General features: G+C 63.1%; 10 protein-coding genes. 4 read left to right on the top strand and 6 right to left on the bottom strand.

Going from position 1 to position 12,925, the window contains the following annotated elements:
- Window positions 1-56 precede the first annotated feature (56 nt).
- A complete protein-coding gene (locus EKO19_RS29490; RefSeq protein WP_129781008.1) occupies window positions 57-377 on the top strand; it encodes a hypothetical protein in 321 nt (106 codons plus the stop codon).
- 56 nt (window positions 378-433) lie between these two features.
- Here the strand turns inward: EKO19_RS29490 and EKO19_RS29485 are convergent, their stop codons facing one another.
- From EKO19_RS29485 to EKO19_RS29470, 4 genes are all read right to left on the bottom strand, one after another.
- Window positions 434-1,273: a class I SAM-dependent methyltransferase gene (locus tag EKO19_RS29485; RefSeq protein WP_129781007.1), complete on the bottom strand. Its 840-nt coding sequence runs from the start codon at window positions 1,271-1,273 to the stop codon at window positions 434-436.
- A gap of 75 nt (window positions 1,274-1,348) precedes the next feature.
- Entirely contained in the window at window positions 1,349-2,278 is a 930-nt protein-coding gene (locus EKO19_RS29480; RefSeq protein ID WP_129781006.1) for a DUF6279 family lipoprotein, read from the bottom strand.
- 4 nt (window positions 2,279-2,282) lie between these two features.
- Window positions 2,283-3,272 carry a LacI family DNA-binding transcriptional regulator gene (locus EKO19_RS29475; RefSeq protein ID WP_217705695.1) on the bottom strand — a complete coding sequence of 330 codons (990 nt, stop codon included), beginning with the start codon at window positions 3,270-3,272 and terminating at the stop codon, window positions 2,283-2,285.
- Between the two features lie 62 nt (window positions 3,273-3,334).
- The gene (locus tag EKO19_RS29470) at window positions 3,335-5,905 is read right to left on the bottom strand and encodes a glycoside hydrolase family 3 protein (protein ID WP_129781004.1); all 2,571 of its coding nucleotides are present in this window, start codon (window positions 5,903-5,905) and stop codon (window positions 3,335-3,337) included.
- Between the two features lie 98 nt (window positions 5,906-6,003).
- On the opposite strand from EKO19_RS29470, the gene EKO19_RS29465 reads away from it, so the two are divergent.
- Together EKO19_RS29465 and EKO19_RS29460 are read left to right on the top strand one after the other, a co-directional pair.
- Window positions 6,004-8,265, top strand: coding sequence for a translocation/assembly module TamB domain-containing protein (locus EKO19_RS29465; protein WP_129781003.1), 2,262 nt, complete (start codon window positions 6,004-6,006; stop codon window positions 8,263-8,265).
- Window positions 8,266-8,345: 80 nt separating this feature from the next.
- The gene (locus EKO19_RS29460; protein ID WP_129781002.1) at window positions 8,346-8,969 is read left to right on the top strand and encodes a YdbL family probable chaperone protein; all 624 of its coding nucleotides are present in this window, start codon (window positions 8,346-8,348) and stop codon (window positions 8,967-8,969) included.
- Window positions 8,970-9,514: 545 nt separating this feature from the next.
- Here the strand turns inward: EKO19_RS29460 and EKO19_RS29455 are convergent.
- Both EKO19_RS29455 and pdsR read right to left on the bottom strand, forming a co-directional pair.
- Complete coding sequence (locus EKO19_RS29455) at window positions 9,515-11,572, bottom strand: ATP-binding protein (protein WP_129781001.1); 2,058 nt, start codon at window positions 11,570-11,572, stop codon at window positions 9,515-9,517.
- Window positions 11,573-11,601: 29 nt separating this feature from the next.
- Complete coding sequence (pdsR, locus tag EKO19_RS29450; RefSeq protein ID WP_129781000.1) at window positions 11,602-12,294, bottom strand: proteobacterial dedicated sortase system response regulator; 693 nt, start codon at window positions 12,292-12,294, stop codon at window positions 11,602-11,604.
- A gap of 156 nt (window positions 12,295-12,450) precedes the next feature.
- Here pdsR and EKO19_RS29445 point away from each other — a divergent pair, with 156 nt between their 5' ends.
- Entirely contained in the window at window positions 12,451-12,753 is a 303-nt protein-coding gene (locus EKO19_RS29445; RefSeq protein ID WP_129780999.1) for a hypothetical protein, read from the top strand.
- The last annotated feature ends 172 nt before the right edge of the window (window positions 12,754-12,925 follow it).

The raw sequence follows: 12,925 nt of genomic DNA, 5'->3' as shown, positions 1-12,925 counted from the left end.
TGTGAGATCCAGGGGCCGGAGCCTTCGGCGCATATCAATACAACGGAGTGCTGATCATGATGAGCAGGAAAACAGGGGCCGCCGCCGCCCTGCTGACGATGTCCACGGCCGCGTTCGCGGCCGACACGGTTTATGAGTTCGATACTGTCACCAATCTCAAATCCGACGGCACAGTCGTCACCGGCGTGCTGGTCAATGACACCGTCCCGACCACGTTGACGCTGACTTCGAGTGCCGGCGGCCAGTGCTGGGACTGGTTGCAGTTGCTGCTGAAGCGACCCGGCAAATTTACGCTGACCACGACGGTGACGTCGACGACGGGAGGGCCGCCGTCGTTCACATTGATCAGCAGTTGCATTTTGAACACGAAGCCCTGAGCCGGGCTGAAGCACCGGGCCGTCGGCCGGCGGCCCGGTGTGTCGCGGAGCTCGCGTCAGCCCGGCTTTCTGAACCGATACATCACCTGATCCGTCTTGTGACGAACCGCGGGATCGAACACCGGCTTGGTGTGATCGTCTTCGGCATTCGCGAACGCTTTGCTTTCGGCTTCGAATGTCAGGCCGGCGGCTGCGAAATCACGTTTGATGACGGCGGGATCGATGCGGTGAAGTGCGTCGACGCTGACAGCTGGATCCGCGCCGGCGACAGCGACGTGATCGAGCACCACGACCGCGGCGCCGGGCTTCAAGGCCGGAGCGAGTTTCGCCAGCGCCTGCGCCGGATCGGTGTTCGGCCAGGAGCCGTCCTTCGCCTTCCAATGCAGATCGTGATACGACATCACGAACAACGCGGCGTCGAGACTGTTCGGCTCGAACGGGGCTGCTTCGGGGGGCGTGGTGAGCTGCACGACGTTGGGCAGACGATCGTTGCCATAGCGCTGCTTCGGCTTCTCGCCCGAGAACTTCAAATATTCGGGATTGTTATAAGCAATGACCTGGCCGGTCGGACCGACGATGCGCGACAGCAGCTCGGTGTAGTAGCCGCCGGCGGACAGGTAATCGACCACCTTCATGCCCGGCTTCACTTCGAGGAACGTCAGCACCTCGCTCGGCTTGCGCCACATGTCTTCATCCATGTCGCCTGGCAGTCGATCGATGTTGTCGACGGATGCGTAGATGGCGGCTTTTTCCTCGGCCGAAAGCCCTGAGGCGGGAGCTGCGGTTGCCGCCGGCGCGGCCTGTTCCGCGGGCGCTGGTTCAGGGGGCGGTGCTTTCTTGCAGCCCGCGACGGACAGCAGAGAGACGGAGATGGCCAGCAACAGTGCGCGGCTCATGGAAGCTCCTTTGGAAATGTTCGAATACGGTCTGTTGACACTCATCATCACGGGCTGCGATGAGAAATTTCGGTGCTAGCTCTGGGCCATCGCCTCGAGCTGCTGTGCCAGTTGGTTCAGCTCGCGTTGCAGATGGCTGCGTTGCTCCGGCGTCAGCGATGCATCGATGGCGCCCAGGACCCCGAGCGATTGCCGGCGATTCTGCGCGGCCCTGGTCTGATACTCGCGAGTCCACTGACTCTCGGGTGTGCGCAACAGCGCGAGAATACGCTCCTCGACCGTGGCCGGCGACTGGCTTGCGGTGAAGCGTTCCCGGAGTGCGCCGAACATCGCGGTTCGCCACCGACTTTGACTCTCGAGCCAGTCCGCGGTCGTCGCATCGAATCGCTTGCTCTCCTCGGCGATCAGCAGACGCTGTTCCTTGGTGATCGAGCCGGTCCAGCGCTTCAATTGTTTCTCGATGTCCTTGGCGCGCTTCTCGTGCCACTTGCCCTGCTTGAGCGCGTCGAGATTCTCCTCGTTGCGCTCGCGGGATTTTTCCGCGAGGTTGTTTTCAAACTCGGCGAGTTGGGCGGGCGACAGGCTCATCAACAGACGAGCGGCATCGGGCGCGGCGCGCTCGACGAGACGTGAGCCGAACAGTTCGACTTGAGCTTCGATGCCTTTGTAAGTCGAGGCGTTGCCGGCATGGGCCGCCTTGCGGGAGAGCTCGCGCAAGAATTTTGCGTAGAGAGTCAGCTCGGAGCTGCGATGCCACTGCAGCGTGCTTTCGAGCCATGAACGCAGATCGCTGCGCTGGCCGGTGTCGAGCGACACCAGATCCTGGATGTACCAGGCCGCCAGCGTATCGAGCCGGTTATAGAAGAAATTGGTACAAGCTGCGAAGCTGAGGCATACAGCAAGTAGTAACGGCAGCCGCAGTGCTTGCTGCCACCGCGGACGGTCAGCCTTATTTTGTGTCGAGGTACCGGTTCGAATGTTGGGAGACGCGGCGGTACGAGTCATCCTGTCATTTGTGAACGACGGCCGTCGAGGCGCGGCACACCAGACGATACCCCAATCGCATCGATTGTGGGGCGGCGCCGGTTTGTAGCATTTGCAGAAGCAGATTGGTGGCGGTGTAGGCGAGATCGTAGGTGGGCTGATGCACCGTCGTCAGTCGGGGCCAGACGGTCTTGGCGATATAAGTGTCATCGAATCCCGCGACCGACAGACGTTCAGGAACATTGATGCCCAACTCGTGCGCGGCCATCAACGCGCCGGCGGCCATGTCATCGTTGCTCGCGAAGATGGCGGTCGGTGCATCCGCTTGGGTGAGCAATTCTTTCGCCGCGTCCATGCCGGACTCGAACGTGAAATAGCCCTGACGCACATATCGGTCCTGATATTCGATGCCATGCGCCGCGAGCGCGGCCTTGTAGCCGGCCAGTCGTTGACCGCTGGCGAAATGATCCGGATGGCCGACGATGAAACCGATGCGCCGGTGGCCGAGGCCGACCAGATATTCAGTCATCTCACGCGCGGCACCGGCGTCGTCCATGTCGACGAACGGTGTTTGATGGGGAACGTCGTTCGGCGCGACGCGAACGAACGGCAGCGAGCGTCGATCCAGAGCTCGCATCAGATCCGGCGATTCGCTCAGCGGCGCGGTCACGATCAGGCCATCGAGATGCGTCTGGTCCACCAGTCCGAGCACGTCGCGCTCCATTTCCTCGCCGCGCCCGGTGACCTGATGCATCAGCAGCTGAAAGCGGTCTTCGCGACAGCGGGCCATCGCGCCGTGCTGGACGTCGACGATGTAGTTGGCGCTGGGGTTTTCGTAGATCAGTCCGATCAGGAACGAGCGGCGGCCCGCCAGGCTGCGCGCCGACAGGCTCGGGTGATAGTTGAGTTTCTTGACGATGGCCAGGACGCGCTGCCGGGTTTCCTCGCGCACGTTGGGCTCGTTGTTCAATACCCGCGAAACGGTCTTGATGGCGACGCCGGCTGCTTCGGCCACGTCTTGAATTTTCGCCCGTCGGGGCGGTGCTTTAGTCATTGCGGACAACTTATAACAAACCTTCAGTCGCAACCGGCGGTGTCGTTCAAGCCCGACTCCAGCCGTACATTGGCGATGCCGAGCTCGAGCTTACCGGCGGTGGTCAGCAGGAACGGCGCGGTGACGTTGCGCAGGTCGGCGCCCTTGCTCTGGAAACAGTGCAAGGGCAATTTCAGCTGGCGCCACTCCCCGGCCGGCGCCTGTTTCAGCTGCGCGTCGATGGGCAAGTCTCCACGACAACCCGGTCCGCATTCAATGCCAACCGTGACTTTGGCGGTGGGTGGGGCGTCGACGCGGTAGTCGAAGGTCACCGACAGCTGGCCATTTGCCTCGCGTTGCAGGTCGATCGGCGCGTCGCCCTGCAGGGCCAGCGTCGCGGGGCCGCGGCCCGACCACTTCGCCAGCCGGGCATCTTCCTGAGCCGCACGATCGATCGCGCTGACGGCGATTCCGTCATCGGGCGAGTTGCCAGTCGCCGTGGCGAGCGCGGTTCGAGCCCCGTCGCCATTGCCGACCGCGAGCTGCCAGCCCGAGGTCGGGCGGCCGGCGGCGAAGTAGTCATGCGTCGATGTCTGGCCGGCCGGTGCCGCCGGGATTTCTTCGGACAGCACCGGAACATCGGCGGTGTCCTGATAGGTCAGGCCGTAGCCGTAGTCGAACAGCGGTGCTTCGGGGGCGCCTTCGCTGTTGAACTTCTGCGGCGTGCGCGGCCAGGCAAACGGCAACTTGCCTTTGAAGTCGAAGTTCACCGAGCCGTCCTTCTTGGTGAACAGCACATCGGCGATGCCGGCGCCTTCCGAGCCGGGCAGCCACGCGGCGACGAATGCATCCGAGGCATTCAAGTATGGATTGACCCACATCGGCCGGCCGGACAGGAACAGGGCGATCACGGGAATCTGCTCGGCGCGCAGTTGTTTCAGCAATTCCAGATCTTTGCTGTCACCGGGCTTGTACTGCAGGGTCGCGATGTCGCCCTGGAATTCGGCGTACGGATCCTCGCCGAACACGACGATGGCGACATCGGGCTTGCGCGTGTATTTGCCATCGACGGCCAGCGTCGCCTGGCCGCCGCCCGCGGCGACCGCCGAGCGAATGCCAGCGAAGATCGAGTCGGCCTTGGGGAACTGTTTGTTGGTGATGCCGGTGCCCTGCCAGGTCAGCGTCCAGCCGCCATTCTGTTTCGGCAGACTGTCCGCGCCGTCGCCGGCCACCAGTACTTTCATGTTGGGCTTGAGCGGCAAGACTTTGTTGGCGTTCTTCAGGAGCACCAGCGATTCGCGCACCGCCTGTCTCGCGACCGCGCGATGCTCGGGCGCGCCGAGCAAATCGAACTTGCCACCCGGCGCACGGCTCGAGGGTTTGCCCGCTTCAAACAAGCCAGCGCGCAGCTTCACCCGCAGAATGCGGCGAACGGCGTCATCGAGACGCGCCATCGGGATCTGGCCCGACTTCACTTGTGCGAGCGTGTTCTCATAGAGACCTTTCCAGCTGTCGGGCGCCATGAACATGTCGAGGCCGGCGTTGATGGCGGCCGGGCAGCTCGTGACCGAGCAGCCTTCGACCTGGCCGTGCGCGTTCCAGTCGCCGACGATGAAGCCGTCGAACCCCATGCGGTCCTTGAGCACGTCGGTCAGCAGCCCGCGATGACCGGTGATCTTCTGGCCCTGCCAGCTCGAGAACGAAGCCATCACGACCTGCACGCCGGCACTGATCGCCGCGACGTAGCCGGGCGAGTGCAAATCGCGCAGCTGTTCTTCGGTGATGCGCGCGTCGCCTTGATCGCGGCCTTCGAACGTGCCGCCGTCGGCGAGAAAATGTTTGGCCGTCGCGATCACGTGATTGCCGCGCAGGAAGTCGGGCTTGCCCGGATCGCCTTGCAGGCCGAGCACGATGGCATGCGCGTACTCGCGCACCAGCGTTGGATTCTCGGAGTACGACTCGTAGGCTCGGCCCCAACGCACGTCCTGAGCGACCGCGATGGTCGGTGCGAAAGTCCATTCCTGGCCGGTCACGCGCAGCTCGACCGCGGTGACGGCGCCGATCTTACGCATCAGGTCGGCGTTGCGAGTCGCGCCGAGTCCGACATTATGAGGGAACAACGTGGCGCCAATGATGTTGTTGTGGCCATGAACCGCGTCGACGCCCCACATGATCGGAATGGCATGCTTGCCGTCGCGGGTGTCCATCGATGCTTCATAGAACGCATCGGCCGCTTTCAACCACACGGGCGCCGGCGCGAGATCGTCGCCGCCGGGCGCGGAGTTGCCGCCGTTCAACACGGAGCCGAGCCGATATTTGCGCACGTCTTCGGCGGTGACACTGCCGACGTCGGCTTGAATGATCTGCCCGACCTTTTCTTCGACGCTGAGCTGGCTCATCAGCTCGTTCAGGCGCGGTTCGATCGCGGTGTCATCCAATGCGGGCAGCGAAACCTGGGGCCAGATTTCCGGATGCACATTCGACGCGGTGGTGATGCGGCTGGGCTGGGTCTCGCCCGTGGTTTCTTCCTTCTTGGCACAACCCGCGAGTGTGCTCACGAGCAGTGCTGCCACTATGGCGCCGCGAAGCTCGGCGCGCGCGCATGCGTCGATCATTGTTCGCCCCCGTTCGATTGCTATTCTGGCCGAACAGAATCCCATGGGCGTGACAACGTTGTCAATTTGCTTGTGCAGGAATCCAGTCCGGTTCGTGCTTGGCGAGTCGGATCGGTCTGGTCATCATCGCGCCGATGACGAGCGTCTCCGGCTTACAACAATCGCAGCGACCGACCCGCGTTCGTGCTCGCTATCTCGCTGCGATAGCCGCGGTCGCGGGTGGCGTCGTGCTCACAACAGCGGTGCGCGCCGTGGACGATGTGTCGTTGCAGATCGAGCGCGTCGATGGCGACGGCTGGAGCGCGAGCGATGTGGTCGTCGACTTCGGCTTGCCCGACAAGAACGCGTTGGTTCGCGCGCGCGTAGGGCGGCTGACCCTCGCTGCCTTTTCACAAACGCTCACCGATGTGCGTATCGAATGTCCGTCGCTGGAGATGAGCGGCGATGTCATTGCGTGCGCGAAGGCTCGCGTGCTCGCGGACTGGCCGGCGCTCGGCAAGCAGTCGCTCGATGCGAAGTTGAGATACGGGCGCGCGGACGGCTCGCTCGACGTGGCAATTCAAGGATTGCGCGTCGGTGAAGGACGCGTCGCCTTGCAGGCGACGTTGCGGGATGCGGGTTGGAATGCGAAGGCTCGTCTGCAACGCGTGCCCATCGATCGCTTGATGAAGTTGGCCACGGATTTCAAAGCGCCGCTGCCGGCGGGTTGGTCCGCGACCGGGCTGGTCGATCTCGATATCACCGCGCGCGGCAAGCAAACAAATCTGAGTGAAGCGAAGGTCACGGGCTCGCTGCTGGAGCTGACGGCCAACAATGAGGAGGGCAGCCTCGCCAGCGACAAGCTATCGCTGCACGTGGACGCGAGCGTGCGCAGCTCGGCCAATCAGATGGCGTTCGATGTCGCGCTCAAATCGTCGCAAGGGCAAGCCTTCGCGCAACCCATCTTCGTCGACCTGTCGGCGCACGCGATGTCCCTGCACGCGCAAGGCAAGCTGATCGATGGCAACTCGCTCACGCTGGAGCGCTTCACGCTCGATCACGCCGATGTCGCGCAAGCCTCGGGGCGCGGACGATTGCAGCTCGATCTGGAGCAGCCTGTGCAGGATCTCGAAGTCGAGCTCACGGCGCTGAAATTCCCCGGCGCTTACGAGAGCTACCTGCAGCCGTTGCTGATCGATACGAGCTTCAAGTCGATGCAAACGGCCGGCAGCATTGCAGGCCAGCTGTCGGTTGCCGACGGCGAGCCGCGTCATATCGATTTGCGCTTCAACGATGTGACGGTCGACGACGGCGCGGGGGCGCTCAATCTCTCGGCGCTGAGCGGCGAGTGGCACTGGCTCGCGGATGCAACCAGCAACGATTCCGACGAAGACGACGCTGCACCGGCGGGCGCGCTGCAGGCTCAAACCTCGCAACTGAAACGGCAGGGTGGCGCGCCTGAGGCACCCACACCCCCAGTTCAACCATCAAAGCTCAAATGGCAAGGCGGGGCGTTGCTCGGTCTCGATCTCGGTGCGAGCGAGCTGAACTTCACGACTCAAGGCCGACAATTCCGACTCACGCAGCCGGCACGCATTCCTTTGCTCGATGGCGCGATCGATCTCGAAACGTTCCGCATCCGCAATGCCGGCCTGCCTTCGATCGCCTTCCTCGTCGACGCCACGCTCAAACCGGTCAGCGTGCAGAAGCTGTGCAAGGCGTTCGGCTGGCCCGAGTTCGGTGGCCAGATCGGCGGCGCGATTTCGAAGCTGCGCATGCGCGAAGGCATCATCACACTCGGCACGACGCTGCATGCCCAAGTGTTCAACGGCGAAGTGACGATCAGCGACCTGCGTCTGGAGCAGCCGTTCGGTCAATGGCCGCGGTTCTATTCGAGCATTGCGCTCAACAACCTCGATCTGGAGCCGATGACCAGCGCGTTCTCTTTCGGGCGCATCACCGGACGGCTGTCGGGGGCGATCAATGGACTGCAGCTGTTCAACTGGACGCCCGTCGCGTTCGACGCGAAGCTCTTTACGCCACTCGACGATCGTTCGCGTCATCGCATCAGCCAGCGAGCGGTTGAGAACATCGGCAGTATCGGGGGCGGCGGCGCCGGCGTGACTGCGGCGTTGTCGAGCGGCTTCCTGCGCTTCTTCGACGACTTCAATTATGACCGGCTGGGCATTTCCTGCCGCCTGCACAACGAAGTGTGCGTGATGGACGGCGTGGCACCGGCGGCCAATGGCAATTACTACCTGGTGAAGGGCAAGGGCGTGCCGCGCATCGACGTGATCGGCAGTTCGCGACGCGTCGACTGGCCACGGCTGGTGGAGCAATTGCTGGCCGCGACCGAGTCCGAAGGCCCCATTCTGAGATGATGACTGTCGCTTCGATAACTCGGATTGACGGTTGGCCGGCGGCCGACTGTAATCCCTGTCGAGCCCCAAGGAGTTTCCTGATGCGTTCCGCCTCTTACAAAGCTGCCACGTTGCTGTGCCTGGCCTCGTGTCTGGTCGTCGCCGCGTGCGTCACGATCAATGTTTATTTTCCGGCCGCGGCCGCCGAAAAAGCGGCTGACAAGATCATCGACGATGTGTGGGGCTCGGATGGCCAGCCCGCCAAGAAGGACGACAAACGATCGTCGCTGCCCGTTCAGGCGAGCGACCAGTTGCTGGCCGCCGCGCATTCCGTGCTGAACCTGCTGGTGCCCGCTGCTGAAGCCGCGCAGGGTGCGGACCTGAACGTGGCGACGCCGGCGGTCCGGCAGCTCACCCAATCGATGGAAGAGCGCCATGCGAAGCTGAAGAAGTACTACGATTCCGGCGCTGTCGGTCTGACGCGCGATGGTCTGGTGGAAATTCGCGATCAGAATCTGGTGCCGCTGCCGGAGCGCAACGCCACTCGCAAGCTGGTCGCCGACGAGAACGCCGATCGCGCCAACCTGTATCGCGAGATCGCGACCGCCAACGGTCACCCGGAATGGGAGATGGATATTCGCACCACCTTCGCCGAGCGCTGGGCCAGCAAGGCCGCGCCGGGCTGGTTCTATCAGGACAAGGACGGCAACTGGAAACAGAAATGAGACAAACCCCGGGCACAAGGATGTGCCCCGCCGCCATGGGCGGCGAGCTCCAAGAAAAAACCACGCTTTTTTCTTGGAGCACGACCGTCGTGACAGGATGTCCGATCGGTCGTCATGGATCAGTTCAAAAAAAAGCCCCGCATTCGCGGGGCTTTTCGTTTCCGAGTCGACGACTCTTCGAGTTGTTTGGTGGCGTCGGCTAAATCTGGAAACGTCGCTGTTGTCGCTCAACCCTTCTCTTGCTCCCGCCTCGCCTGATTATTATCAGGACGAAAGGCTGCGCATCCCTGTCGCTTGTGATTCGATCCCACTCCCCTCGCGGTGCCATCCCCGCTTCTCTGCCACATTCGCCGCCCCCGGAAGAAGCAGCGCTGGACCTATCCAAGCAAGCCACATGCCGGTCGGCGTGCGGTGCGTGCTGGGACAGGAACTTAGTCCTAATCGTCGCATCAGCGCAACTGTTTTTTGCGGGGAGTTGCGCGAGCCGTTGTAAGGAAACTCGACGCTGTGCAGCACTGTAGTCGCGAGACTACGCGCGGCTTTGGCTAAGCCCTTGGAATCTCCAGCGTGATGCTGACGCCAGTGTCGCCGGGGAGGTTCGTTGCGGTGACGCGACTACTGTGGAAGTCGGCGATCAGCCGCACGATATAGAGGCCGAGTCCGAGATGGGGTTTTCCATCCGAGCTGCCGCGACTGCTCACCAGGGACTCGAACAGCCGGTCGTTCAGCTGCGGCGGCAACGGCGGGCCCTCATTGCTGACACTCAGCCGGTACTCGCGCGGCCCGGCTTCCAAAGCGAGGGTGATCTGCTTGCCTGCGGGCGTGAAGTCGGCGGCGTTATCCATCAGCTTGTCGAGCAACTGCGCGATCAGGTCGGGCGAGCCGTCGATCATGCAGGTCTCCTCCGGCAGCTGGGTCTCGATGTGATGCTGAGCGAAGGTCTGGCGGTATGCCTGGCCCATGTTCCGTACCAGCTCGCTCAGGTCGAAGCGCACGCGGTCGGTGTTATCGATGCTCTGCTCGACCCGCGTCGCCTCGCTCAAGGCGGTGAGAATCGCGTGCATGCGATTCGTGCCACTGCGTGCGCGGTCCACATAGCTTTGCGCGTTCGGTGCCAATGCTTGTTCGGAGACGAGGTTGTCCAGCGACGAACTGACGATGGTCAACGGCGTGCGCAACTCGTGCGACAGCTTGGTGCCGAGCGTTTGCAGATAGATCGTGTATTCCTTCACGCGGCCCAGCAGCGTGTCGTAGCTGCGGGCGAGGGCGCCGAGTTCGTCTCTCGCGTCCGTGCCGGGAATGCTGTGTTCGATACGACCTTCGGCGGTCAACGCGGTTCTCGCGGCCCGGCTCAAGCGCCGAATGCGATGTGAGAGGCGGGCGGCGAACACCAGCGAGACGATCACGGAGAACAGGGTCGCGAGCAATGTGACATTCAACAGCCGGGTAAGCGCCAGCTCGCGAACCAGCACGAGCTGTTCGCCGGGCTGCTCGACGACCAGCGCCCCCAGAATTTGATCGCCGTAGCGAACGGGCACGGCGGCACGAACCAGCGAAGGCTCGCCGCCGGCTTGATCGAACCAGATCGCGGCGTTTGTGCCCGCACGCGCTTTATCGACGGGCGCGCCCCACATTCCATACGGCAGTCCATATGCTTGCGGCTTCACCGAGCTGCTCGGGAATAAGCCGCGATAGATCGAGCGCATGAAGCCGTATTCGTTGGCTTGCAATCCCGGATAGTTCGACGATGCGTTCACGGTGACTTCGCCGGCGCGCGCGAGCAGCCAGCCTTTCACATCGACGACCGACACGCGAATGCCTTCCGGCGCGTATTGCTCCAGTCGCTGTTTCAATGCTTCGGAGCCCGTGTGAACCCAGGCGAGGCCGTGTGTGGCGGCGACGGTCGCGTTGTCTTTGTCGAGCGCGTACACCGCGAGTTGAGTCCCAAACAAATTCTGCGGCCCGCGCAGTTCGACGGCATATCCGGTCGCGGTCTCACGCCACACGCCGGTGATGTAAGGCATGTCTTCGGCATGCGGGCGCCACGGCGAGCCGATGTCACAAGGGCGGACGACGATGGGGCCGGGCGCCAGTGCGCTGATGGACCATGCGCGTTCGCGACTGAATTCATCGCGCGTGAGCAGGATCAGCCGATTGGAACCGCTCTCCGGCACGGTCTCGTTGCCGGTCGGGGTTTCGTAGGCATGCCGAGGCGTTTTGATCTCGGCAAAGATGTGCAGCGACCGGCCGTGCACGCCGAGTCGAAGCAGCGGCGCATTCGGCTGAGCGGTGGTGAAGCCGGGCACGGGACGCGTCGGCTCAGGCCACTCATCCGCAAAGCCATCGATCAGCGGTTGATTCAGCAGCAGCGGAGCAAACAAATCGCCGCGATCCGGATCGAACGTGTCGCGCAGCTCGCCGGTGCGATAGAGCAGCTCCGGCTCACTCGCGACGACGCGGCCGAGCACTTCAGCCGTGGTGATCAGCGCCGCTTCCTGACCACTGCGCAGCGTGGTCTCCATCTGTTGCGCGTATTTCCAACCGGCCCACGGCAGGATCAGCGTCAGCAGACTGAGCAGCAGCAGCTTGGTACGAAGAGACATTCCGTAAATCGAGTGGCGGGCAGGCCCGGTTAAGTTTCCTTCCAGCGATAGCCCATGCCGTACATGGTCTCGATGTTGTCGAAGCTCGAGTCGCTGGCCTGGAACTTGCGACGGATGCGTTTGATGTGCGAGGTGATGGTGTTGTCGTCGAGCACGACATTGGCGGCATCCATCAGCTGCTGCCGGTTCTTCACATGACCGGGATTCTTGGCCAGCGCGTGCACGATCCAGAACTCGGTGAGGGTCAGGCCGAGCGGCTGATCGTTCCAGGTGGCATGCAACCGGGCGGCGTCGATCATCAGCGAGCCGCGAGAGATCACTTGATCCCGATTCGAGGGCTGAGTCAGCGCGTCGATGCGGCGGAAGAGGGCGGTCACGCGCGCGATCAAATGGGTGAGCGACAGGTCCTTGGTCAGATAGTCGTCGGCACCGAGGCGCAGGCCCGAGACGGCGTCGAGCTCGCTGTCACGGGCGGTCAGAAAGATGATGGGCAATTCCGCCGACATCGAACGCAGCTCGCGACATAACTCGAAGCCACCCTCGGGTTCCTCCTTCAGGCCGACATCGATGACCGCCAGGTCGGGCAGGCGAGCGCGGAATGCCTCGATGGCTTCCTTACGCGTGCCGTAAGTGCGTACGGCGTAGCCATGGCGCTGGAAGGCGGCGGCATAGTTGTCTCGGATGGCGGGTTCGTCTTCGACGATGGCGATGACTTTCTTCATGGGGACACAGTGTACCGCCGCGCCTGCCCCGGGCGCCCCTGGTCATAATTAATCACAATCTGCCCGCGCCGCGCCTTTTGGCAGCGGTCATGCGTCCGAGCTTTAGAGCGGTAATACCTCCACGCCGAGATTTGAGACCGGCGTTGGAGAACCGCCATGATCGAGCGTCCGATTCCTACCAACCCCCGCGTCCGAGCGGGCTCGTCGCAGCAGCAGCCGGTGGCTGAATATCCGCGCTACTGGATGCATGACCGCGCTCCCAGCTTCAAGACGCTGGCCCGAGATCGTCAGCGACGTGAGCGGGTGTGGGCGTGGTTGTCGCTGGTGGTGCTGATCATCTGCTGGGATGCGTCGTCGCGCCTCGGCGAGCGCGTCTCGCCGCCGCGGCCGAAGTTTGCGCACGTGGTTGAGGAGGATGAGATGTTTCAGTCCTCTGCGACGTTTAGTGTGGACTTGTGAGGTTAGGTCGCTGTCGGAGCCGGATTTCAGAGGCGTCTGTGGTCTGCGTCGCCGGGAGTGACCTACCTCGTCCCGGCACCGGGCGCCGCCCGTCGCGCAGTGCGCTCCTTGGCGCACGTCCATGGTGAGCCCTGCTGTTGCGGCCCCGTCCCTGTGCCGCAAAGCTGCCGGG

It is taken from the genome of Peristeroidobacter soli, from assembly GCF_004138485.1.
Lineage (GTDB): Bacteria > Pseudomonadota > Gammaproteobacteria > Steroidobacterales > Steroidobacteraceae > Steroidobacter > Steroidobacter soli.
This window is presented reverse-complemented; position numbering and strand designations above follow the sequence as displayed.